Source organism: Pseudomonas sp. LBUM1641 (assembly GCF_059716235.1).
The window spans coordinates 6980350-7002775 of record NZ_CP166815.1 but is presented as its reverse complement, the minus strand read 5'-3'; the positions used below and the strand labels follow the sequence as shown (position 1 = coordinate 7002775).

Genomic DNA, 22426 nt, shown 5'->3' with positions numbered 1-22426 from the left:
TATGAGGTCGGGAAATCTAGCGAGGTAAAGGGCGGATAAATGTCAGGCTATCCACCCCTGCCTTGCCGGAGATGTCTCTAGTGGGCTGCGATTAAAAACTCATCTGCCATTGCCCGATCAACCCGTGATTGCGGCTGTTACTGCCTATTTCGCCGCTGTAGCCCACGCCCAGCGTGTGGCGGGCCGACAGGCCAACATCCAGCCCGGCCTCCAGCATCAAGCTGTCACGGTCCAGTGCGCTGCCTTCGACGTTGAACGCGGTACCGCCCATCAGGAAGGCCTGGCGAGTGCTGCTGTCGACATCGCCGTAGGTGTGTTTCCAGCCGGCGCTGACCCGGGGCGTGAGGCTGATGCCATTGTCGAGCTGGCTCAGGTGCGCCAGGCGCAGGCCGAACGTGCTGCTGAAATTGTCCTGGGTTTGCCCATCGACACGCAGCGCGGCGGCGCCGCCTTTTTCGTTATAGCTGTCGCGGTGGTAGCGCTGGTAACCGAGGTTGGCGAACGGCTCGGCGCTCAGACGCCCGCTGCCCAGGGCATAACCCAGTTCGGCGAAGGCTTGTTGGCTGTTGGCGTCGTAGTCACCTTTGGGGCGATCGCTGAAACCGTCGAAGGTCACGGTGCGTTTGCTGTCGCCTTGATGCCCACTGTAGGCAGCACCAAGGCGCAAGGCCAGCGGTCCACTCTGGCGCATGGCGTAGACACCGGCGTGCCAGCTGTCGACGCTGCCATCGACGCCGGTGGTGTCCAGGTCGGTCTTCGAATATCCGCCCAGTACGCCCACGCGCCAGTCCGAATCGAGCGCCCAATCGGCCCCCAGCACGCTGCCCTTGGTGCGCTGGGTCAGGCCATTGCTGCCGTGGTCGCCGTCGAGCTTGCCGTAGCTGCCGATGCCTTGCAGCCACAGGCGGCCCCTGGCATTCGGATCGTTGAGGTTACGGGCTTCGGCGGGTACGCCAGTGGCGGCCAGTACGGGGGTGTCTTTTTGATCAAGGCCCACCAGCAATCCTGCGCCGCCGCCCAGTTGATGCATGGCGCTCAGCATGCTGTTGCCGACCTGGGCGCTGGCGCCGAGGGTCGCGCTGGTCAGGTTGGCAGTGCTGCTGCCCGCCAGTTGCTCGATGGCGGCACCGGCGCTGTTGTTGGTGGTGTTGAGCAGGGCGTTATACAGCGGGTTGTTGTTGCCCAGGCTCGCCAGGGCATTGGCGGCGCGGGTGCCGTTGCCGGTGTTGGCGAACTGATTGAAGGCCACGTCGTTGCGGGTGTAGGTCAGGCCAACCTGGGTAGGGCTGTAATCCAGGGTGGGGGTGAGGAAGGCATAGTCGCTGGTGACCTTGCCGAATGTGCCATTGATACTGCCGGCCTGCAGCACCGTGTAGTGGCTCTGCCACGGGTAGGTGCCGGTGCCGGGATTGACCGCCAGGGTCGCGCTGTTCAGATAGGCAGTGCCACCGATCTGAACCGGTGCGCTGCTGCCGTCGGCATTCACGCCATAGGCCAGGGTCGAGCCGCTGGTCATGGTCAGGTCGCGGGTGATGCTGGCGGTGCCGAGTGCAGTGTTGGTCTGCAACGTGCCTTTGACCAACAGGCTGCCGACGCTGCCGCCACCGGCATAAATACCGCCTTCATCGACGGTCACGTTGCCGGCGATCCCGCCTTGGTTGATCAGCTTGGCGCCGCTGAAAATCTCGCCGCCATCGCTGAAGTCACCGCTGCCAGTGAGGGTCCAGGTGCCTTGCTTCACGTCCAGCCATTCAAAGTTGCGGCTGTCGCCGAAACTGCCGCCGGCGGCGTCGTCCATGATCACGCGGTCATATCCGGCGCCGCCATCCACCACGCCGACAAAGCGGCTGCCGCCGAGCAGGGTCAGCTTGTCATCGCCGCCGCCCATATCCAGGGCCAGGCCATTACTGCCGCTGATCAAGCCAGCGTTGACCACCGTGTCGGCAAACTCGCCGACGAACTTCACGCCGAAGCCATCCAGACCCTGGATGGTGCCGTGGTTGATCAGGGTCGTGGCTGCCAGTCCCGGGCCGTCGCTGCCGTCGTCCACCAGCACCGCGTTATTGGCCCCGCTCACCAGCGCGCCGACACCGTTGAACACATAGCCACCGCCGAGGGCGATGCCTTCGCTGCCGTTGGCAAAGCCGTTCTTGTCGACGCCACCGGCGCCCACGCCCTGGATGACTCCGTAGTTTTCAATGTGGGCGATCTTGTCGATGTCCACGCCGTCGCCGTCGCCATCTGGCTGCAGTCCGGAGAATGCGCCAGTGATGGTGCCGTGGTTGATCACCGTGCCGTCTCCGTCGGAGCCAAAGCCCGAGCCGTTACGGCCGATCACCGTGCCGTAGTTGGTCAGCGTGGCGCCCAGGTCGGTGGTGATGCCGTGGCGCCCGCCGGAGATGAGGCCGTAGTTGGTGACGGTCACGCCGGTGGCGGAGTCGATGTCGACGCCATCGAATTTGTCATCGCGCGAGTGGGTGTCGCCGGTGGAAATCTCGCCGTAGTTGGTGATGCTGGCGTTGCCGCCGGTCTTCATGCCGTCGCTGGCGTCACCGCGAATCAGCCCGCCCTGGCGGTTGATGATAGTGGTGGTGACGTTGGAGCTGCGGATCGCATCCAGGTCCAGACCTTGGCCGGTGGTGGAGCGAATGGTACCGCTGTTGTCGATCAACAGGCTGCCGCTGGCGAAATTACTGTCGATGCGCAGCGCGTCGTTGGCACCCTGGATCACGCCGCCGGCTCGGTTGTAGATGCTGTAGTTGCGCGTACCGGAGAGGCTGCCGCTGCTGTCGATGGCCCGGCCACCCGTGGAGGTAATGCTGCCGGAGTTGTCGATCACCACGCCATTACCGGTGGTGCCGTCTTTCAAGGTCACTGCGACTTTGGAAGTCGTGATGCTGCCCGGTGCCGAAATCGTCAACGAGTCACTGCCACCCAGGGTTTGCCCGGTGGTGGTGGGCGTGTCGATCTGCAGCGTCTTGGTTGGCGTGGGCGCCGCATCGGCAAAACCGCTGCTGACCAGCAGGCCGAGAGTGAGCGCAAGGCGCTGGGGCGAAGGGGGCATGGCGGGCGACCTTGTTTTTGGAAAAGAGTCGACCTGTATAGCGGAGGTTTTTTACAGAATGATGGCGGGGAGGTGACGGGATGGAATTTGCAATTTATTGCAGTTTCTATGACGTTATCTTGAGATAAATGCATTTTAATGCAGTTCTTAAGGATGTTCAGGGCTCTGGTTTGCACTATATTGCATTTAAAGCCTCTTTCGTTCCTAAAAGAACGCACTAAATTGCAGGTCAAAGCCATGTTCAGCCTGACATTACAGACATTCTGAGTGCGAGTGGCTTGCCCGCCGTGACAATGAATCATCCCGGTATCGCTCTAAAGAACTTGCCACAGTGGGGATTGAAATGAGCCTGACGGTTGAAGAACGAACCCGGTTGATCGAAAGCATTCAGGATGCATTGGCCGAGGGAACGCTGGAAATAGCCGAGGCGGTGCGCCGGCTGCGAACGGAAGTCACTGGGCTGCACCAGAGCCAGTTTGCCAAGATGTGCAAAATTTCCGTACGCACGTTGGTGCACATCGAACATGGCGAGGGCAATCAGACGCTGAAGTCGTTGAACGCAGTGTTCAGGCCGTTTGGGTTGAAGATGGGAGTGGTGAAGGTTCGCAGGAGCTTGTAGGAAAAGGCGATGGCGTGGTGTTTGATCGTGAGCAAGTATTTCAAGGTATGGATGCTCGCCTATTCGCGTCGGCTGAGCGCAAGGTTCGGATACGCTGAAGATACAATGTGGGAGCCGGGCTTGCCCGCGATGACGGTGTGTCAGTTAATACATTTGTGACTGATACACCGCTTTCGCGAGCAAGCCCGCTCCCACATTTCTCAGGGGGTGGCAGGGCGGCTTAGGTACGGCACTCCACCAGCGTTTTCAGTTGACCCGAACCTGCCTGGTTCTCATCCGACAGCCACCGCTCAAACCCCGCTCCAATCGCCGGCCATTCCCCATCCAGGATCGAATACCACGCCGTATCCCGGTTGCGGCCCTTGACCACGGTGTGCTGGCGAAACACCCCTTCAAAACTGAATCCCAAACGCTCGGCCGCATTTTTGGAGCGGGCGTTGGCGTTATTGCACTTCCATTCCAGGCGACGATTGCCCAGCTCAAACGAGTGCTTGGCCAGCAGGTACACCGCCTCGGTGCTTTTCGGAGAGCGTTGCATCGGCGCGCCGAAGGTCACGTGGCCGATTTCGATGCGGCCTTGCTCGGGCACGATGGACATCAGGCTGAGGATGCCTTGTACGTCGCCGCTGGCCTTGTCGATCACGCTGAAGAAGTACGGGTCGCTGTGGGACGCGTGGTTGTTCAGCCAGGCGTCGAAGGCGGCGCGCTCGGGGAACGGGCCGTAAGGCAAATAGTCCCACAGCTTCGGATCAGCACCGGGGCCTTGCAGGGCGTTGAACAGGTCATCGCCGTGGCGGGCCGGGTCTAGTTTTTCCAGGCGGATGAAGCGCCCTTCGATAACGGTGACGGTGGGCGCCGGGACGCCTTTCCAGTCGGCCAATGATGTCGTCATGCTGTGCTTCTCCTTAAAGACCTTTGCGAAACTGGATAAAGCCGGGGCGTTCGGCGATGCGTTCGTATAGCTGGATGGCGGTGGCGTTGGTCTCGTGGGTCAGCCAGTGGACCTTGCAGCAGCCGTCGGCCTTGGCGGTGGCGTAGACGAATTCGATCAGTTTGCGGCCGACGCCGGTACCACGTTGGGCCGGGTCTACCAGCAAGTCCTGCAGGTAGCAGGAGTTTTCGATGCTCCAGTTGGAGCGGTGGTAGATGAAGTTGACCATGCCTACGGCCTTGCCGTCCTGCCAGGCCAGGGCCGAATGGGTCGGCTCATGGGCGTCGATCAGGCGTTGCCAAGTGTTCTGGCTGACGGCGTCGGGCAACTCGGTGTTGTAAAAACGCATGTAGGCCTGCCACAGGGGCAGCCATGCGGCGTGGTCGGCGGCGCTGACCTGGCGGATTTCGATCTGGCTCATGATGGCTCCTTGGGGATAAAGCGGGCGAGGGTCTGGTCGCGCACATCGGTGCTGGCCGCGAGGCCCTCACGAACCCCGGCGATGTCTGCCGGGCTGCGGTTCTGGCTTAGTTTGCGTTTGCCTTCCAGGCGCTGGATGGGCAGGGCAAAGCCGACGATGGCCTTAAGCATGCCGTCGATGTAATCGGCCGGCGCATCGCTGACGTTCCAGGGTTGGGCGCGCTTGCCTTCATGGCGGTCGGTGAGGGCACTGACCAGCTCCAGCAGGCGCTCGGCGTCGGTGAACACTTCGCCGGTGCCGTAGGCATGTACCGCGATGTAGTTCCAGGTCGGCACCACTTTGCCGTGTTCGGCTTTGGCCGGGTAAAACGACGGGCTGACGTAGGCCTCGGCACCGGCAAAAATCACCAGGGCCTCGCCGCCATTTTGCAGGTCCTGCCACTGGCGATTGGCCTTGGCCATGTGCCCGTAAAGGGTGCCGTTGGGCCCTTCATCGGGGTTGAGCAGCAGCGGCAAATGGCTGGCTTGCAGGCCTTGCTCGCCGAAAGTGACCAGTTGCGCCAGGCGCGTGTGCTGGATCAGTTGCTGGATTTCGGGCAAGTCGTCGAGGGCAAAGGCGCGTGGTGTGTACATGAAGATTTTCCTTGGCGAATGCCTGCATCCTAGGCAGGCTATTGGTTCGTTGTAAGAGCCATCTACAGTCAATTTCATAGGTCCAATTCCATGCCTGCGTTAGAACCACCGCTCTCGTTCAACCCGGCGGGTATCGAGTTGGACCGCCGCCAGGGCCTCACGCGCCAGCTCTATCAGGCGCTGCGCCAGCGGGTATTGGATGGCCGGCTGGTCAGTGGCACCCGGCTCCCCGCCAGCCGCGACCTGGCGGCAGCGTTGTCGATCTCACGCAATAGCGTGGTCCGCGCTTACGACCAGCTGTATGCCGAAGGATTTATCGAAGGCCGAGTGGGTGATGGCACCTATGTCGCGCAATTGCCACAGACGCCGACTCCCGGAAAAAAACTATCCACAAAAGTGTCCACAGGGTTATCAACAGGCTTATCCCCAGGGTTATCCACAAAACGGCCGGATTTACCTGGGGTTTCGTCCAGTCAAGTTATCCACAGCGGTGCGTTGGCGCGGGTGGAAAACAATCATTTGGCACTTCCACCCAGCGGTCCGCCGAGGGCTTTCAGGGTGGGCGTACCGGCTTTTGATCTGTTCCCCTTCGACGTGTGGGCCAAGCTGAATGCGGCTTTCTGGCGCAAGCCGGACTTGCAGCAACTGTGTTATGGCGACCCGGCAGGCGACGAGCGCCTGCGTGGATTGATTGCTGCCTATTTGCGCAGTTCTCGCGGCATGCAGTGCAGTGCTGAGCAAATAGTGATCACCAGTGGCGCGCAGCAGGCAATCAGCCTTTGTGCACAGTTGCTGGTGGAGCCCGGCGATGCAGTTGCGATTGAAAATCCGGGGTATCGGGCGGCGGGCCATGCGTTCGCAGTGGCGGGGGGCCAATTGCATGGCGTGACGGTGGACAGCGAGGGCATCGACTGCGCTGCCTTGAACGGCCTCGGCAGTTGCCGCTTGGCCTACGTCACCCCATCGCATCAATACCCAACGGGTGTGATGATGAGCCTGGCCCGGCGCCTGGAACTGCTGGCCTGGGCCGAGCGTACGGGCGGCTGGATCGTCGAGGACGACTACGACGGTGAGTACCGCTACAGCGGCGCGCCCCTGGCTCCGCTGGCGGCCCTGGATCGTACGGGGCGGGTGCTGTATGTCGGGACCTTCGGCAAGGTGGCCTTTCCGGCGCTGCGCCTGGGTTACCTGGTGTTGCCGGTCGGCCTGGTCCAGGCCTTTGCCCGTCGCCGTGCGGTGGACGTGCGCCACTCGGAAGTCAGCACTCAAGCGGTGATGGCGGAGTTCATGGCGACCGGGCACTTTCAACGCCATGTGCGCCGCATGCGCCGAGCCGCGCAGAGCCGGCTCAATGCGCTGGTGGCCGAATGGCCCGCTGGTATCGATGGCGTTGGCCGCCTCCCGTCAGTGGCGGCCGGGCTGCACTTGACCGTGCGGGTCGATAGTCTGGCGCGGGAACAGGCGCTGATCGCACAGGCAGCGGCGGTGGGTGTGGAGGTCAATGGCCTGAGCAGCTATTGGTTGCCGGACTCGCTTACACCGCTGGATCAGCGTGCAGGATTGGTGTTGGGGTTTGCTGCCGTGCCCGAGGCGCAGATCAGCCAGGCGTTGAAGCGCTTGAGCCAGGTTTGGCGCGCGCCGGTTACGCGCTGAGGCGCAACCGGCGGCAACCGATCAGGTGCCGGACTTGATCTTGGTCCAGGCGCGGGTCCTGGCCCGTTCGGCATCACGTCCCAGCGGCTTGAGGGTATACAGCGTGGACATGGCGGCCTCGGTCGGGTACAGGTTGGGGTTGTTGCGAATGGCCGGGTCCACCAAACCGGTGGCGTCCTTGTTGGGGTTGGGATAACCGACAAAGTCACTGATCGGCGCGATCACGCCCGGTTGCAGCAGGTAGTTGATAAAGGTGTAGGCGTCTTCCGGGTCCTTGGCGCCTTTGGGGATGGCGAGCATATCGAACCAGATTGGCGCACCTTCTTTCGGCAGGCGCATGTCCACGGTCACGCCGTTCTTGGCTTCCTTGGCGCGGTTGGCGGCCTGGGAGAAGCTGCCGGAATAGCCGACCGCCACGCAGATGTCACCGTTGGCAATGTCGGCCATGTACTTGGACGAGTGGAAATAGGTGATGTACGGACGGATCTTCATCAGCAGCGCTTCGGCTTTGACATAGTCCGCCGGGTTGCTGCTGTTGGGGTCCAGGCCCAGGTGCTGCAAGGCCAGCGGCAGGATCTCCGACGGCGAATCCAGCAGCGCCACGCCGCATTGCTTGAGCTTGCTGATGTTTTCGACGTTGAAGATCAAGTCCCAGCTGTCCACGGGCGCGTTGGCACCCAGCGCGGCCTTGACCTTGTCCGGGTTGAAGCCGATCAGGATGGTGCCGTACATGTAGGGCACGGCGAACTTATTACCCGGGTCGTTGGCCTCGATCAGCTTCATCAACTTGGGATCGAGGTGGTTCCAGTTGGGCAGTTTGCTGCGGTCCAGCGGCTGGAACACCGAGGCTTCGATCTGCTTGGCCAGGAACACGTTGGACGGCACCACCACGTCATAGCCGGAGTTGCCGGTCAGCAGCTTGGCCTCAAGGGCTTCGTTGGTGTCGAAGATGTCGTAGACCAGCTTGACGCTGGGGTTCTGCGCCTTGAAATCTTCCAGGGCCTTGGGGGTGATGTAGTCGAACCAGTTGTAGACCCGCAGGGTTCTTTCTTCGGCGTGCGCGGCCCCGCTCAGCACGGCGGCGCAGAGGACGAGATGCTTGAGCATGTTCATTGGGCGAATCCCTCAAAACCTTCGAGAACGTTGACGGCATTGATGCCGATTTCTTCCACGGCATAGCCGCCTTCCATCACAAACAGCGTCGGTTTGCCGAGGCGGGCGATTCGCGCGCCCATCGCCAGGTAGTCTGGGCTGTCGAGCTTGAACTGGGAGATCGGGTCGTCCTTGAAGGTGTCCACGCCCAGCGACACCACGATGATGTCGGCGCCATAGCGCTCAATCTCCTCACACGCCTGCTCCAGCGCGGCGCTCCAGCGGTCCCAGCCAGAACCTGCAGGCAGCGGATAATTGAAGTTGAAACCTTCACCGGCGCCTTCGCCCGACTCGTCGGCATAGCCCAGGAAGAACGGAAATTCCGCTTCCGGATGGCCATGGATCGAGGTGAACAGCACATCGTTGCGCTCGTAGAAAATCGACTGGGTACCGTTGCCGTGGTGGTAGTCCACGTCGAGGATGGCGACCTTCCCGTGGCCCTGGTCGAGAAACGCCTGGGCTGCGATCGCCGCGTTGTTCAGGTAGCAATAGCCGCCCATCAAGTCGCTGGCGGCATGGTGCCCGGGCGGACGGCACAGGGCGAAGGCGCTTTGGGCACCTTGCTGGATCGCCTGTTGCGCAGTCAGCGCGACTTGCGCTGCGCTGTAGGCCGCTTGCCAGGTGCCGGCGGTGATCGGCGCGCCGCCGTCGAAGCTGTAATAGCCGAGCTGGCCGTGCAGGCTGGTGGGGATGACCCGGCGCAAAGTGCGTGCGGGCCAGGTGTAGGGCAGCAGATCTCCGTCCTGGCCGAACGCGGTCCAGCGCTCCCAGGCGCCTTTAAAGAAGTCCAGATAGGCGGGGCTGTGAATGCGTTGCAGCGGCGCCAGGCCAAAATCGTTGGGCGCTTGCACCGGTCCCAGTTCGCGCTCCTTGACCCGTTGCAACACATGGTCGGCGCGCGAGGGCATTTCAAAACACGGCATCAGTTGCCCGTCCATCAACTCGCACCGGCCATGATGCAGGTGGTGATCGTCCGAGTAGATCGTCAGCATATTGTTGTTCTCCGCAGGCTGAATCGGTGAGGTCCAGTCTTGCGGCGGGTGGGTTTAATGAGAATGGCAGGAGCGGCCAAAAGGGGATCAATATGGCCAAAGTGTGTGACCGCAATTCGCCCCGAAATGGCGCGGCCACGCCCCACCAAGTGGCTTCAGGGGCGGAACTGGCTGGGCGCTACGCCGCTCCAGCGCACAAAGGCGTGACGGAAACTCGCGGTTTCGCTGAAGCCCAGCGCCTCGGCAATTCGGTAAATGGGCAGTTCATCCTCGCCCAGCAACCGTTTGGCCCGCTCGAAGCGTAGCTCGTCCAGCAACTCCTGATAGCTGCAGCCCAAGTCATGCAGGTGCCGGCGTAGCGTGCGGGGGGAGCAGTTCATCTGCTCGGCCAGGCCATCGAGTCCCGGCGCGGCGCTGAGTTGGTTGGCGAGCAGGTGGCGAATCTTGCCCAGCCACGCCTGGCGCCCGGTGAACTCGGTGTTTTGCTTGCGGCAGCGCTCGGCCATGGCCTGGTGGGTGACGGCGTCGGCTAATGGCAGGGGCTGGTCCAGCCAGCTTCGGTCGAAGGCAAACGCGTTGGCGGTGGCGCCGAATTGCAGCGAGCAGGCAAAGCTTTCGGCGTACCGCGCGCGGTAATCCGGGGCGTCATGTTCAAAGCGCGCACCCAGCAGCGGCAAGGCATGCCCCAGCAGGTCGTCGCAGATCACCTTCAACGAGGCCAGGCAGAGTTCGACGTTGAACATTTCCAGTGCCGGATTTTCCCGGTAATCCGCGGCGCTGAACCAGATGCGCGTGCCGTCTTCCTCGAGGTCCAGCTCGAAAAGTGTTCCCAGCAGCGCCGGATACCGCAGCGCAAGGCGCAAAGCGTCACCGAAGGTGGCACTGGTGAGCAGCGCGTAACCGAGCATGCCATAGGAAGAAACGTGCATTTGCCGGCCCAGCTCCAGGCCGATATCCCGGCGCAGGGCCACGGCGTTGGCGCACACGCGCATCTCCTGGTTGGTGGTGATGCGGGTGTCGGCGCGGCTCAAGTCCGCCGCGCAGATACCGCTGCCGGCCAGCAAGGCCTCGGCGGGTTGGCCTTCCGCCTTGAAGGTATTCAGCACCAACGAGACGGCATTGAGGGTGGTGAGGTGGGAGTGCAACATGGGTGCTTCCAGCCAGGGGATGGCTGGAAGAGGAGCAAGTTATATGCCGGTCAGTTCAGTTCGCCGCACAGGTCGAGTTCGACCAGGCGGCGGACTTCGGCGGTGTCCAGCCCGGCGCCGATCAAGGCATTGAGCTTGCCGAACACGGCTTCCCGGGTCATCCCGCCACCTGACAACACGCCCACGCCACGCAAGCGGCTACCGGCTTCGTACACATCCAGCTCCACGCCGCCTTCATGGCATTGGGTAATTGCCACCACCACCACGCCGTTATCCTGCGCGCGCTGGAGGCTGGCGAGGAACTGGGGGTTGTCGCTCGGCCCGGTGCCGCTGCCGAAGCATTCCAGCACCAGCGCCTGGATGCCGCTGTCGATCAACCCGTCCAATTGCGCGGCGGCGATGCCCGGCACCAGTGGCAGCACGCCCACATTGGCCAGCGCCTTGGCCTGGCGGTAATGCAGCGCGGCTGGCACCAGTTCGGCCTTGGCCACGCCGCCATTACGCTGTAACGCGGCAAACGGGTGGCGACCAAAACTGCGGATTTTCGCGCAACGGGTCGGGGCCATCAGTGCGCCGTGGAAGTACAGTTGCACGCCCGCCGCCAGGCCTTCGCCCAAGGCTGCCAGCGCACCGCTGACGTTCTCCCAGGCATCGCTGTCGGGCACGCCGGCAGGCAGCATCGAGCCGGTAAACAGCACCGGTGCGGGCAGTCCCAGCAGTTGGAAACTCATGGCGGCCGCGCTGTAGGCCAGGGTGTCGGTGCCGTGCAGCACCAGCACGGCGTCGCAGCCCTCGTCCACCGCCTCAATCACGGCGGCGCGCAGGCGCTGCCAGTAGGCGGGGGTCATGTTGGCGCTGTCGATCAGCGGGGACATTTCCCGGAAGCGCCAGGCTGGCATATTCAGTTGGGCGAGGGCTTCGCTCATTCGCGCTTCAAAACCCGAAGCGGGGGCCAGGCCGTTTGCGCTGGCCTGCATGCCGATGGTGCCGCCGGTGTAGAGCACCATGACGTTGTTGGCTGGTTGCATTGAAGAATCTCCTGAACGAAAAACGCCGCCGGGCCCAGAGCATGCCCAAGGCCGGGCGGCGTGTCATCTATCTAGGTTTAGCGTTGCGTTTGAGCGCTCAGTTCGACCGATGCCTGAGCGGCTGGCTCAGCCTTCACCGGGTTCGCCGGCCAAGCCTTGCGGTCCAGGTCCAGGTCCGGGAACTTGCTGGAATCAAACACCGGAGTCTTGATGCCCGCAGCACGCTGGCCGTCGTAGTCATTCAGGATGCGCATGGCGATCTTGAACAGGAACGCCAGGGCGAACAGGTTGACGAACGCGAGCATGGTCATGGTGATGTCGGCGAAGGCGAACACGGTGCCGAGGTTCTCGATGGAACCCCAGAAAATCAGCACCAGCACCAGCGCGCGGTAGCCCATCAGGACCTTGCGGTTGTCGCCCACGATGAAGCGCAGGTTGCTCTCGCCGAGGTAGTAGTTGTACATGATCGAGGTGAACACGAACAACGCCAGGGCCACCGAGATGAACATCCGGCCCCAGTCACCGACCACTGCCGCCAGGGAGTTCTGGGTCAGGGCAATGCCGTCGCCTTCAAAGCCCGGGGTGTAGAAACCCGAGAGCAGGATCAGCAACGCGGTGCAGGTGCAGATCACAAAGGTGTCGAGGAACACGCTGAACGCTTGCACCACGCCTTGGGCGATCGGGTGCTCTACCGACGCGACTGCCGCCACGTTAGGCGCACTGCCCAGGCCGGCTTCGTTGGCGAACACGCCGCGCTTCACACCCATGATGATCGCGCTGCCCACCAGGCCACCGAAGGCTTGGTCGAGGCCGAAGGCGCTCTTGACGATGGTCGCGAGCATGGCTGGCACGTGGTCGAATTGCAGCACGATCACGTACAGGGTCACGGCGATGTAGACCAGGGTCTTGACCGGCACCAGCAGGTCGGCGATCGAGGCGATACGCTTGATCCCGCCAATGAACACCAGGCCCAGCAGCACAGCCAGGGCCAGGCCGGTGTAGGTGGTGTCGAGGCCAAACGCGTTGTTCAGCGAGTGGGTTACGGCGTGGGCTTGCAGACCGTTGAAGGCGAAACCGAAGGTCACCAGCAGCAGGAACGCCATCACCATGCCCAACCAGCGCTTGTGCAGGCCATGCTGGATGTAATACGCCGGGCCGCCACGGTAGGTGCCTTCAGCGTCGGTGCGTTTGTAGAGCTGGCCGAGGGAGCACTCGATAAAGCTCGAAGACATGCCCACCAGTGCGGTGACCCACATCCAGAACACGGCACCCGGGCCACCCAGGGTCACGGCAATGCCGACGCCTGCGATATTGCCTGCACCCACGCGCCCGGCGAGGCTGAGCATCAGCGCCTGGAACGAGCTGAGTTGGCCGGCGCTGCTTTTCAGGCTGTCGCGAAACACCGAAAACATGTGGAAAAAGTGACGCAACTGAACGAAACGCGAGCGGATCGTGAAGTAACCACCGAGCCCGACAATGAGCACGATCAATACTTTCCCTGAGAGGAAGTCGTTGATGACTTCTAGCATGGAGTGTTCCTCGCTGATTTTTCTAATGGCAAACGCAGGACGGTCCGACGCATCGCTCGGCACCAGGCAGTGCACGACGCTTCGACCCCAATCCTTTTGCGGGTGTTGTTATTCATGCGGTTTCGCGCTTCCCAGGGTCTCGTTACCGACGACCGCTGACGCGAAGAGGGGCGGCACTATACCTAGGAGTGTGTGATCCGTCTGCACGAGGCGATTAAAGGTTTCAGCCAAGGCGTTACGGGCAAGGCAGGTTTGTGGGGCGATCTTGGAGTTTTTATTGGCATCATTTCGCAACCGTGAGGCAAAAAAAAGGGCCTGAAGAACGAGCCTTCAGGCCCTCAAAAGGTGAGAGGTGTCTAGTCCCTCAACCTGGTGAGCGGTGCAACAAACGCTTAGGCCTTCAAAGGGACCAAACGTGGGGCAATCATGTTTTCGGGGCGCAGGATGTCGTCGAGCATGGCGTCGTCGAGCAAGCCTTCTTCGCGCACCAATTCCAGCACGCCGCGGCCGCTTTCAAGGGCGATGCGGGCGATGCGGGTGGCGTTTTCATAGCCGATGTACGGGTTCAGCGCGGTGACCAGGCCGATGGAGTGCTCCACCAGTTCGCGGCAGCGGGCTTCGTTGGCGGTGATGCCGACGATGCAGTGCTCGCGCAGCATGTCCATGGCGCGTTGCAGCAGGCGGATCGAGTCGAAGATCTTGTAGGCGATCAGCGGCTCCATCACGTTCAGTTGCAGCTGGCCGCCTTCGGCCGCGATGGTCAGTGCCAAGTCGTTACCGATGATCTGGAACGCTACCTGGTTCACGGCTTCCGGGATGACCGGGTTGACCTTGCCGGGCATGATCGAGCTGCCTGGCTGACGCGCTGGCAGGTTGATTTCGTTGATGCCGGTACGTGGGCCGCTGGACAGCAGGCGCAGGTCATTGCAGATCTTCGACAGCTTCACCGCGGTACGCTTGAGCATGCCGGAGAACAGCACGAAGGCGCCCATGTCGGAGGTGGCTTCGATCAGGTCGGCAGCCGGTACCAGCGGCTGGCCGCTGATGGTGGCCAGGCGTTGCACGGCCAGGGCTTGGTAACGCGGGTCGGCGTTGATGCCGGTACCGATGGCGGTGCCGCCCAGGTTCACTTCAGTCAGCAGCTCAGGCGCCAGGGTCTTCAGGCGAGCCAGGTCTTCACCGAGGGTGGTGGCGAAGGCACGGAATTCCTGGCCGAGGGTCATCGGCACGGCGTCTTGCAGCTGGGTACGGCCCATCTTCAGGACGTGGCTGAATTCTTCACCTTTGGCAGCGAACGCCTGGATCAGGCTGTCGAGGCTGGCCAACAAGGCGTCGTGGCCCAGCAGCAAACCCAGGCGGATCGCGGTCGGGTAGGCGTCGTTGGTCGACTGCGCCATGTTCACGTCGTTGTTGGGGTGCAGGTATTGATATTCGCCCTTGCTGTGGCCCATGGCCTCCAGCGCGATGTTGGCGATGACTTCGTTGGCATTCATGTTGGTTGAAGTGCCAGCGCCGCCTTGAATCATGTCCACCACGAACTCTTCGTGGAAATCGCCGCGGATCAGACGGGCACAGGCTTCGCTGATGGCAGCGTGCTTGGCTTCGCTAAGCTGGCCCAGCTCGCGGTTGGCGTCAGCAGCTGCCTGCTTGACCATTGCCAGGCCGACCACCAATTTCGGGTAATGCGAAATCGGAACGCCCGAGAGGCGGAAGTTATTCACCGCTCGCAGGGTCTGGATGCCGTAATACGCTTGAGCGGGTACTTCGAGTACGCCAAGCAGGTCTTTTTCTGTGCGGAAAGATGCAGCGGAGGACATGACGGAAATCATCTCGATATGGACCCGGGCTAGGCCGGAACGCTGTGAATGCTAGGCTTGCAGGAGATTTTGGGCCAATGCTGTTAAACACTGGGCTATGCATAAACGGCATAATGTCGGTGTGACCCCGTTACCATAACGGTCGTGTGTGCCAAAATGGTGCATGCCCCGGGAGGATGTGATGAACCTTGAAAGCAAATGGCTGGAAGACTTTAGCGCCCTGGCTGCCACCCGCAGCTTCTCCCAGGCGGCGGAGCGGCGCTTTGTCACCCAGCCGGCGTTCAGTCGACGCATTCGCAGCCTGGAGGCCGCGCTGGGGCTGACACTGGTCAATCGCTCGCGCACGCCGGTCGAACTGACGGCGGCGGGGCAGTTGTTCCTGGTCACCGCGCGTACCGTGGTCGAGCAGCTCGGTGAAGTGCTGCGGCACTTGCATCACCTGGAAGGCGGGCAGGGCGAAGTCATGCAAGTGGCCGCGGCGCACTCCCTGGCGTTGGGCTTCTTCCCGCGCTGGATCGCGCAGTTGCGCAACGAAGGGCTGAACATCGCCACGCGGTTGGTTGCCACCAACGTGGGTGACGCCGTGCATGCCTTGCGCGAAGGCGGTTGCGATTTGATGCTGGCGTTCTACGACCCGGATGCGGCCATGCAGATGGACCCGGAAATCTTCCCGTCGCTGCACCTGGGCAACACCGAGATGCTGCCAGTGTGCGCCGCCGATGCCGACGGCAAGCCGCTGTTCGACCTGGAAGGCGAGGGCAGCGTGCCGCTGCTGGCCTACAGCGCCGGGGCTTTCCTGGGGCGTTCGGTAAACCTGCTGCTGCGCCAGCGGGCGCTGCGCTTTACCACGATTTATGAAACCGCCATGGCCGACAGCCTGAAAAGCATGGCCCTCGAAGGCTTGGGCATTGCCTGGGTGCCGCAGTTGAGCGTGCGCGCCGAGCTGGCCCGGGGCGAACTGGTGGTGTGCGGCGGCCCGCAATGGCATGTGCCGCTGGAGATCCGGCTGTACCGCTGTGCCTTGGTGCGCAAGGCGAACGTGCGGTTGCTGTGGCGCAAGCTGGAAGGTGGTGCGGCGCAGTCCCCGGCGGCTGAGCGCGGTTAAATGTGGGAGCTGGCTTGCCTGCGATAGCGGTGTATCAGCCTACATTGCAGGCACTGACCCTCCGCCATCGCAGGCAAGCCAGCTCCCACAGGGTTTGTGGTGTTTTCGCTGACCTGGAAGTCAATAAAACCGCTACTTTGGGCCACTGGACAGATGGTCACCCAAGGGGCTGTTTATCTGCATTATTACGGTATACTGCGCGGCCTTCGGCCGGTCCAACCGGCCTTAATTCGTACAACAAGCCACGCCGGATTTCCCGCGTGGCTTGTTGTTTTTTGACGCGCCTGCGGGCGCCCAGAGAGAAGAGGCACGACGATGAGTGCATTGGTTGGCGTGATCATGGGCTCCAAGTCCGATTGGTCCACCCTTAGCCACACCGCCGATATGCTGGAAAAACTCGGCATTCCCTATGAAGTGAAGGTGGTTTCCGCCCACCGCACTCCGGATTTGCTGTTCCAGTATGCCGATGAAGCAGAATCCCGTGGCATCGAGGTGATTATCGCCGGTGCCGGCGGTGCAGCTCACTTGCCAGGCATGTGTGCCGCCAAGACTCACCTGCCAGTACTTGGCGTTCCGGTGCAGTCGTCGATGCTCTCGGGCGTGGATTCGCTGTTGTCCATCGTGCAGATGCCCGCCGGTATTCCGGTGGCCACCCTGGCGATCGGCAAGGCCGGCGCGATCAACGCAGCCTTGCTGTCCGCCAGCATCCTCGGCGCCAAGCACCCGCAGTTCCACGCGGTGCTGAAAAAATTCCGTGCTGAACAGACAGACAGCGTCCTGGACAATCCAGACCCCCGCATTGCCTGAGGTTGTTGACGATGAAAATCGGTGTAATCGGTGGCGGCCAACTGGGCCGCATGCTGGCCCTGGCGGGTACGCCGCTGGGGATGAACTTCGCTTTCCTGGACCCGGCGCCGGACGCCTGTGCGGCTGCGTTGGGTGAACACCTGCGGGCTGATTACAGCGACCCGGATCACCTGCGCCAACTGGCCGATGAAGTCGACCTGGTGACCTTCGAGTTCGAAAGTGTCCCGGCTGAAACCGTGGCCTTCCTGTCGCAGTTCGTGCCGGTGTACCCGAGCGCCGAAGCCTTGCGCATCGCTCGTGACCGCTGGTTCGAGAAGAGCATGTTCAAGGACCTGGGCATCCCGACGCCGGCCTTCGCCGACATCCAGTCCCAGGCTGACCTGGACGCCGCTGTTGCTTCCATCGGCCTGCCGGCCGTGCTGAAGACTCGCACCCTGGGTTACGACGGCAAGGGCCAGAAAGTCCTGCGCACCGCCGCCGACGTGGTCGGTACCTTCGCCGAATTGGGCAGCGTCGCCTGCCTGCTGGAAGGCTTCGTGCCGTTCACCGGCGAAGTCTCGCTGATCGCCGTGCGTGCCCGGGATGGCGAAACCCGCTTCTACCCGCTGGTACACAATACCCACGACAGCGGCATCCTCAAGCTGTCCGTGGCCAGCACCGACCACCCGTTGCAAGCCCTGGCCGAAGACTATTCGAGCCGTGTGCTCAAGCAACTGGATTACGTCGGCGTGATGGCGTTCGAGTTCTTTGAAGTCGACGGCGGCCTCAAGGCCAACGAAATCGCCCCGCGCGTGCACAACTCCGGGCACTGGACCACCGAAGGCGCCGAGTGCAGCCAGTTCGAAAACCACCTGCGGGCGGTGGCGGGCTTGCCCTTGGGTTCCACGGCCAAGGTTGGCGAGAGCGCCATGCTCAACTTCATTGGCGTGGTGCCGCCGGTGGAAAAAGTCATCGCCATCGATGACTGCCATCTGCATCACTACGGCAAGGCTTTCAAGGCCGGGCGCAAGGTCGGCCACGCCAACCTGCGTTGCAAGGATCGCGCGACCCTGGAAGCGCAGATTCTCAAGGTAGAAGCGCTGATCGCCGAGCAATAACCCAAGGCCGGGCGGGAACCATTGGTACCCGCCACCCTCTGATTGCAGGAAGCCAAAGTCTGACTAGGCTTTGACTTAGCTCACTTCAATCAGAGGGAAATGCCATGGGTATCATTGGAACCATCTTTATCGGTTTGATCGTCGGCCTGCTGGCGCGTTTCCTGAAGCCAGGCGACGACAGCATGGGCTGGATCATGACCATCCTGCTGGGTATCGCCGGTTCGCTGGTTGCTACCTATGGTGGCCAGGCACTGGGCATCTATCAGGCTGGCCAAGGCGCAGGCTTCATTGGTGCGCTGGTGGGTGCCGTGGTGCTGCTGGTGATCTACGGTCTGCTGAAAAAGAAGTAATTTAGCGACCAAGCCCTCTGCGCTGCGCAGGCGCAGAGGGCTAGAATGCCGGCACTGTAATCCTTGCCGAGCCTCTCCATGCGCCGTCTTCTGTTATCCCTTCTTCTATGCACCGGGTTGGTCCACGCGGGTGAACTGCCGGAAACCGACTGGCTGGAACTGATGCCCAAGTCGGACCAGAAAGCCCTCGAAGAAATGCCGGAAATCGACCACAACTCCCCGGAAGCCCAAGGCACGTTCACCGAAAAGGGTGGCCTGAAGCAGAGCAAGGGCTTGCCGGCGGTGATGTATTCCACCAAGACCGTGGCCGCCATGAACGGCAAGAACATCCGCATCGGCGGCTACCCCGTGCCACTGGAAACCGACGCCAAGGGCCGCAGCACGCTGTTCTTCCTGGTGCCTTACCCGGGTGCCTGCATCCACGTGCCGCCACCGCCGCCCAACCAGTTGGTGCTGGTGCGTTATCCCAAGGGTTTGAAGCTGGATGATATCTACACGCCGCTGTGGGTGACGGGCACGCTGAAGGTGGAGAAGGTCAACAATGACCTGGCCGATGCGGCGTATGCGCTGGATGCGGGGAAAGTGCGGGCGGTCAAAGAGTCGGATCTCTGATCTGACGCAGAACCTAATGTGGGGGCTTGCTCGCGAAAGCGGTGTGTCAGTCAGTACATGCACTAACTGGAAAACCGCATTCGCGAGCAAGCCCGCTCCCACATTTTTGATTGGGTTTACAGGGCAATACCGCTGATGCTCACGCCCAAGGTATGGCTTTCACCAGGCGCCAGTGTCACCACATCGTCCAGCACGTTCGCGGTCTCGATGCACAGCATGCCCTGCCAGCCATCGTCGGCCATGTCGCTGAAGGCCTTGGCACGTTCAGTCCACGGGTTCCAGATCACCGTCGAGCGCGAGCCTGTGCTGGTGAGTTGAACGCGGCGCTGCCAGTCTTTATCGACAATGTTCAGCTGAGCCGGCGTGTCGAGGTAGATGCGGTCGGTCTCGGCGGTGAAGTGCAGAAGCCCGGATTGCTGCTTGTGGCTCCAGCCGTCGGCGGTGTCGATATAGGCTCGCCCGTCCAGGCCGTCGACCTGCACGTTGCGCACATCACTGACCGCAAAATAACTGTGCAGCGCCTGGCTGAGGCTGACGGTCTCGGTGCCACGGTTGTGGCTGGTCAGGCGGATGTGCAGTTGATCATCCAGCAGGAGGCTCATCTTCAGGTCAACTAGATGCGGCCAACCCGGGAAGCCACCTTCAGGCACCGGCAGTTCCAGTTCAACCCGCAACGCTGTGCCTTCAGCTTCCACGCCAGCCAATGTCCAGTCGGCGGTCCGTACGAAACCATGCGCCCCAGCCGGCTCGTCGCCCTGGTACATGGCCTTGACGCTTTGCGGATTGCGGTCGAACACGCCAAACCACGGCCAGCACACCGGCACGCCGGTACGAATGCCTTTGCCTTTCTTGAACACCACGGCGTCATTGGGCCAGATCAGCGGCTTCTCGCCGGTGCGCTGGTAACTGACGATGTGCGCGCCTTGCTGGGCCACCACCAATTCGGCCCCGTTATGGCGGATGCGCCAAGCGTTCAGCTCATCCAGTTTTACGGTTTCAACGTTGGGCGTAGACATAGGCGCGCGCTCTCAATGGCAGACAATGGGCAATGGACCGTCAAAACGTCGCGATGTTTAACGCGCCCGCGACGGAACGGACCGGGTGCGACCGCTGCCATCGATGGCAACGAACACAAACACAGCCTCGGTCACCTTGCGCCATTCGCTGGACAGCGGGTCGTCGCTCCACACTTCGACCATCATCTGGATCGAGCTGCGGCCGATTTCCAGGGCCTGGGTATAGAAGGACAACTGCGCGCCGACGGCCACTGGCACCAGGAATGCCATGCGATCAATCGCGACGGTCGCGACGCGGCCACCGGCAACCTTGCTCGCCATGGCCGTGCCGGCCAAGTCCATCTGCGCGACCAGCCAGCCGCCGAAGATGTCGCCGAAACCGTTGGTTTCACGCGGGAGTGCGGTGATTTGCAGGGCGAGATCGCCTTGCGGGATAGGATCTTCTTGTTCGAGTTCGATCATGCCGGTGCCTCTGACCCGTGACGCTTTATGGGTATTTCAAGTGGATAGCCGTCTTCTGGAAAAACGTTTCAGCACCAACATACACCGCTCGATGCGTTTCTCGTAAGGCGTACTAAAGGGAAACTCTGCCAAATCGGCTGGAGGACACCAACGGCGTTTTGGCACAGCAGCCCCTCAAGGATGCGGGTCTGGCGCTTGCAATGGGCGAGTATATCGAGCCGTCGGCGCCACGACGACCTCCCGTCGCTCATTTGGTCGGTAAATAGACGCTGTATCGCGGCTTTTTCCGGCAACTGTGCTCCTGCTCATGTTAATTGCAGTTCTGCGACGGGAATATTTCGCTTATCTGAACTGTTAACGGCCCGACGCTGTGCTTTTTCAAGCGATTTGCTATCTTGCCAAACCTGCCGCAAGTCCCGGGCTTGCCGTCCTGACTACTATAAGAGAAGCCTTGCCATGTCCTCCGTGCCCGCAAGCAGTGCGCAACCTTCGCGCCCGCTGACCCGCAACGACTACAAAACCCTGTCGCTGTCTGCCTTGGGCGGGGCGCTGGAGTTCTACGACTTCATCATTTTCGTGTTTTTCGCCACAGTGGTCGGGAAACTGTTTTTCCCTGCCGAGATGCCCGAATGGCTGCGCATGATGCAGACCTTCGGCATTTTCGCCGCCGGCTACCTGGCGCGGCCGTTGGGCGGGATCATCATGGCGCACTTCGGCGACCTGCTGGGGCGCAAGAAGATGTTCACCCTGAGCATCTTCATGATGGCCGTGCCGACCCTGATCATGGGCCTGCTGCCGACCTATGCGCAGATCGGCCTGTGGGCGCCGATCCTGTTGCTGCTGATGCGCGTGATCCAGGGCGCGGCGATTGGCGGTGAAGTGCCAGGCGCGTGGGTGTTCGTTTCCGAGCATGTGCCGCCGCGTCATATTGGCTATGCCTGTGGCACCCTGACCAGCGGCCTGACGGCCGGCATCCTGTTGGGTTCGCTGGTGGCCACCGCCATCAACACGCTCTACACCCCGGAGCAGGTGTCGGATTACGCCTGGCGAATTCCGTTCCTGCTGGGTGGTGTGTTTGGCTTGCTGTCGGTGTACCTGCGTCGCTGGCTGCACGAGACCCCGATCTTCGCCGAGATGCAGCAGCGCAAGACCCTGGCGGCAGAGCTACCATTGCGCGCGGTGCTGCGTGACCACCGTGGTGCCATCGTGTTGTCGATGTTGCTGACCTGGTTGCTTTCGGCCGGTGTGGTCGTTGTGATCCTGATGACGCCGACCGTGCTGCAAACGGTCTACCACTTCAGCCCTACGGTGGCGCTGCAGGCCAATAGCCTGGCCATCGTCACCCTGAGCCTGGGGTGTATTGCCTCCGGGGCCCTGGCCGACCGATTCGGTGCCGGGCGTGTGTTGATCATCGGCTGTGCGCTGTTGCTGGCAACGTCCTGGACGCTCTATCACAGCCTGATGGCTCACCCAGGTTGGCTGTTCCCGTTGTACGCCTTGACCGGCCTGTTTGTAGGCACCATCGGTGTGGTGCCCTATGTCATGGTGAAGGCATTCCCGCCAGTGGTGCGTTTCAGTGGTTTGTCGTTCTCCTACAACGTCGCCTATGCCGTATTCGGTGGCCTGACACCCTTGGCGGTGTCGCTGCTGATGAAAGAAAGTCCCATGGGCCCGGCCTACTACGTGGCTGTCCTGTGCGTGATGGGGGTGGCCGTGGGTGGGTACCTGTGGAAGCGCGGGCGTTAACCCACAACCTGAAGATTGTTCCTACGCCGTAGCGTAGGAACAGTCATAGATTGCAGAGTATTTCTGAAACACCGCTCAACCCGCCTCAAACTCCCCGCAAGTCCCGGATTTATTGAAGTTTCTCCTTCCTGTCAGCTTTTTCATAAATGCTGGCCTTTCATCTAATTGTCATATTCCAGACATAGAGTGTTCACACGGCCTACCGATACTTGGCCCCGATCCAACTATCCCTATCTGCTAGGAGC

General features: G+C 61.8%; 20 protein-coding genes. 8 read left to right on the top strand and 12 right to left on the bottom strand.

Annotation, left to right across the window (positions count from 1 at the left end; genetic code table 11):
- Positions 1–91: 91 nt before the first annotated feature.
- The gene (locus tag ACA046_RS32375; RefSeq protein WP_497675635.1) at positions 92–3064 is read right to left on the bottom strand and encodes an autotransporter outer membrane beta-barrel domain-containing protein; all 2973 of its coding nucleotides are present in this window, start codon (positions 3062–3064) and stop codon (positions 92–94) included.
- 343 nt (positions 3065–3407) lie between these two features.
- Between ACA046_RS32375 and ACA046_RS32370 the strand changes: the two genes are divergently transcribed.
- Positions 3408–3683 (top strand): helix-turn-helix domain-containing protein, encoded by a 276-nt coding sequence (locus ACA046_RS32370; protein WP_087694596.1) that lies wholly within the window; start codon positions 3408–3410, stop codon positions 3681–3683.
- 220 nt (positions 3684–3903) lie between these two features.
- Here ACA046_RS32370 and ACA046_RS32365 read toward each other — a convergent pair whose 3' ends face one another.
- The 3 genes from ACA046_RS32365 to ACA046_RS32355 are packed head-to-tail and all read right to left on the bottom strand — an operon-like array spanning position 3904 to position 5667.
- Entirely contained in the window at positions 3904–4575 is a 672-nt protein-coding gene (locus ACA046_RS32365; protein WP_459024833.1) for a GNAT family N-acetyltransferase, read from the bottom strand.
- Positions 4576–4588: 13 nt separating this feature from the next.
- Positions 4589–5035: a GNAT family N-acetyltransferase gene (locus tag ACA046_RS32360; protein WP_497675634.1), complete on the bottom strand. Its 447-nt coding sequence runs from the start codon at positions 5033–5035 to the stop codon at positions 4589–4591.
- The gene (locus ACA046_RS32355; RefSeq protein ID WP_497675633.1) at positions 5032–5667 is read right to left on the bottom strand and encodes an FMN-binding negative transcriptional regulator; all 636 of its coding nucleotides are present in this window, start codon (positions 5665–5667) and stop codon (positions 5032–5034) included. Before ACA046_RS32355 ends, ACA046_RS32360 begins: the two co-directional genes overlap by 4 nt.
- 90 nt (positions 5668–5757) lie before the next feature.
- Between ACA046_RS32355 and pdxR the strand changes: the two genes are divergently transcribed.
- Positions 5758–7320 carry a MocR-like pyridoxine biosynthesis transcription factor PdxR gene (gene pdxR, locus ACA046_RS32350; RefSeq protein ID WP_497675632.1) on the top strand — a complete coding sequence of 521 codons (1563 nt, stop codon included), beginning with the start codon at positions 5758–5760 and terminating at the stop codon, positions 7318–7320.
- 21 nt (positions 7321–7341) lie between these two features.
- Here the strand turns inward: pdxR and ACA046_RS32345 are convergent, their stop codons facing one another.
- From ACA046_RS32345 to aspA, 6 genes are all read right to left on the bottom strand, one after another.
- Entirely contained in the window at positions 7342–8433 is a 1092-nt protein-coding gene (locus ACA046_RS32345; RefSeq protein WP_497675631.1) for a polyamine ABC transporter substrate-binding protein, read from the bottom strand.
- Positions 8430–9464: a histone deacetylase family protein gene (locus tag ACA046_RS32340; protein ID WP_459024824.1), complete on the bottom strand. Its 1035-nt coding sequence runs from the start codon at positions 9462–9464 to the stop codon at positions 8430–8432. Before ACA046_RS32340 ends, ACA046_RS32345 begins: the two co-directional genes overlap by 4 nt.
- Positions 9465–9619: 155 nt before the next feature.
- Positions 9620–10612, bottom strand: coding sequence for an AraC family transcriptional regulator (locus ACA046_RS32335; protein WP_459024822.1), 993 nt, complete (start codon positions 10610–10612; stop codon positions 9620–9622).
- Between the two features lie 50 nt (positions 10613–10662).
- Positions 10663–11640 (bottom strand): asparaginase, encoded by a 978-nt coding sequence (locus tag ACA046_RS32330; RefSeq protein WP_497675630.1) that lies wholly within the window; start codon positions 11638–11640, stop codon positions 10663–10665.
- Positions 11641–11717: 77 nt separating this feature from the next.
- The gene (locus ACA046_RS32325) at positions 11718–13169 is read right to left on the bottom strand and encodes an alanine/glycine:cation symporter family protein (protein ID WP_459024818.1); all 1452 of its coding nucleotides are present in this window, start codon (positions 13167–13169) and stop codon (positions 11718–11720) included.
- A 392-nt stretch (positions 13170–13561) separates the two neighbouring features.
- Positions 13562–14986 (bottom strand): aspartate ammonia-lyase, encoded by a 1425-nt coding sequence (aspA, locus tag ACA046_RS32320; protein ID WP_003213415.1) that lies wholly within the window; start codon positions 14984–14986, stop codon positions 13562–13564.
- A gap of 181 nt (positions 14987–15167) precedes the next feature.
- Here aspA and ACA046_RS32315 point away from each other — a divergent pair, with 181 nt between their 5' ends.
- From ACA046_RS32315 to ACA046_RS32295, 5 genes are all read left to right on the top strand, one after another.
- Complete coding sequence (locus ACA046_RS32315; RefSeq protein WP_063033807.1) at positions 15168–16091, top strand: LysR substrate-binding domain-containing protein; 924 nt, start codon at positions 15168–15170, stop codon at positions 16089–16091.
- A 315-nt stretch (positions 16092–16406) separates the two neighbouring features.
- Positions 16407–16898, top strand: coding sequence for a 5-(carboxyamino)imidazole ribonucleotide mutase (purE, locus tag ACA046_RS32310; protein ID WP_003195648.1), 492 nt, complete (start codon positions 16407–16409; stop codon positions 16896–16898).
- An 11-nt stretch (positions 16899–16909) separates the two neighbouring features.
- A complete protein-coding gene (locus ACA046_RS32305; RefSeq protein WP_088422012.1) occupies positions 16910–17995 on the top strand; it encodes a 5-(carboxyamino)imidazole ribonucleotide synthase in 1086 nt (361 codons plus the stop codon).
- A gap of 104 nt (positions 17996–18099) precedes the next feature.
- A complete protein-coding gene (locus tag ACA046_RS32300) occupies positions 18100–18345 on the top strand; it encodes a GlsB/YeaQ/YmgE family stress response membrane protein (protein WP_003213408.1) in 246 nt (81 codons plus the stop codon).
- 78 nt (positions 18346–18423) lie between these two features.
- Positions 18424–18957 carry a DUF3299 domain-containing protein gene (locus ACA046_RS32295; protein ID WP_459024814.1) on the top strand — a complete coding sequence of 178 codons (534 nt, stop codon included), beginning with the start codon at positions 18424–18426 and terminating at the stop codon, positions 18955–18957.
- A 116-nt stretch (positions 18958–19073) separates the two neighbouring features.
- On the opposite strand, the gene ACA046_RS32290 is transcribed toward ACA046_RS32295, so the two are convergent.
- Together ACA046_RS32290 and ACA046_RS32285 are read right to left on the bottom strand one after the other, a co-directional pair.
- Positions 19074–19973, bottom strand: a complete 900-nt coding sequence (locus ACA046_RS32290; protein WP_459024812.1) for a D-hexose-6-phosphate mutarotase — start codon at positions 19971–19973, stop codon at positions 19074–19076.
- Positions 19974–20030: 57 nt separating this feature from the next.
- On the bottom strand, positions 20031–20435 hold the full coding sequence (locus ACA046_RS32285; protein WP_003176975.1) for an acyl-CoA thioesterase: 405 nt from the start codon (positions 20433–20435) through the stop codon (positions 20031–20033).
- A gap of 456 nt (positions 20436–20891) precedes the next feature.
- On the opposite strand from ACA046_RS32285, the gene ACA046_RS32280 reads away from it, so the two are divergent.
- Positions 20892–22181: an MFS transporter gene (locus tag ACA046_RS32280; RefSeq protein ID WP_497675629.1), complete on the top strand. Its 1290-nt coding sequence runs from the start codon at positions 20892–20894 to the stop codon at positions 22179–22181.
- The last annotated feature ends 245 nt before the right edge of the window (positions 22182–22426 follow it).

Coding starts and splice junctions, on each gene's coding strand:
- ACA046_RS32325 (WP_459024818.1), bottom strand. CDS start 13,169: ATGCTAGAAGTCATCAACGACTTCCTCTCAGGGAAAGTATTGATCGTG.
- ACA046_RS32285 (WP_003176975.1), bottom strand. CDS start 20,435: ATGATCGAACTCGAACAAGAAGATCCTATCCCGCAAGGCGATCTCGCC.
- ACA046_RS32300 (WP_003213408.1), top strand. CDS start 18,100: ATGGGTATCATTGGAACCATCTTTATCGGTTTGATCGTCGGCCTGCTG.
- aspA (WP_003213415.1), bottom strand. CDS start 14,986: ATGTCCTCCGCTGCATCTTTCCGCACAGAAAAAGACCTGCTTGGCGTA.
- ACA046_RS32295 (WP_459024814.1), top strand. CDS start 18,424: ATGCGCCGTCTTCTGTTATCCCTTCTTCTATGCACCGGGTTGGTCCAC.
- ACA046_RS32375 (WP_497675635.1), bottom strand. CDS start 3,064: ATGCCCCCTTCGCCCCAGCGCCTTGCGCTCACTCTCGGCCTGCTGGTC.
- ACA046_RS32365 (WP_459024833.1), bottom strand. CDS start 4,575: ATGACGACATCATTGGCCGACTGGAAAGGCGTCCCGGCGCCCACCGTC.
- ACA046_RS32355 (WP_497675633.1), bottom strand. CDS start 5,667: ATGTACACACCACGCGCCTTTGCCCTCGACGACTTGCCCGAAATCCAG.
- ACA046_RS32305 (WP_088422012.1), top strand. CDS start 16,910: ATGAAAATCGGTGTAATCGGTGGCGGCCAACTGGGCCGCATGCTGGCC.
- pdxR (WP_497675632.1), top strand. CDS start 5,758: ATGCCTGCGTTAGAACCACCGCTCTCGTTCAACCCGGCGGGTATCGAG.
- ACA046_RS32330 (WP_497675630.1), bottom strand. CDS start 11,640: ATGCAACCAGCCAACAACGTCATGGTGCTCTACACCGGCGGCACCATC.
- purE (WP_003195648.1), top strand. CDS start 16,407: ATGAGTGCATTGGTTGGCGTGATCATGGGCTCCAAGTCCGATTGGTCC.
- ACA046_RS32290 (WP_459024812.1), bottom strand. CDS start 19,973: ATGTCTACGCCCAACGTTGAAACCGTAAAACTGGATGAGCTGAACGCT.
- ACA046_RS32370 (WP_087694596.1), top strand. CDS start 3,408: ATGAGCCTGACGGTTGAAGAACGAACCCGGTTGATCGAAAGCATTCAG.
- ACA046_RS32335 (WP_459024822.1), bottom strand. CDS start 10,612: ATGTTGCACTCCCACCTCACCACCCTCAATGCCGTCTCGTTGGTGCTG.
- ACA046_RS32315 (WP_063033807.1), top strand. CDS start 15,168: ATGAACCTTGAAAGCAAATGGCTGGAAGACTTTAGCGCCCTGGCTGCC.
- ACA046_RS32345 (WP_497675631.1), bottom strand. CDS start 8,433: ATGAACATGCTCAAGCATCTCGTCCTCTGCGCCGCCGTGCTGAGCGGG.
- ACA046_RS32280 (WP_497675629.1), top strand. CDS start 20,892: ATGTCCTCCGTGCCCGCAAGCAGTGCGCAACCTTCGCGCCCGCTGACC.
- ACA046_RS32340 (WP_459024824.1), bottom strand. CDS start 9,464: ATGCTGACGATCTACTCGGACGATCACCACCTGCATCATGGCCGGTGC.
- ACA046_RS32360 (WP_497675634.1), bottom strand. CDS start 5,035: ATGAGCCAGATCGAAATCCGCCAGGTCAGCGCCGCCGACCACGCCGCA.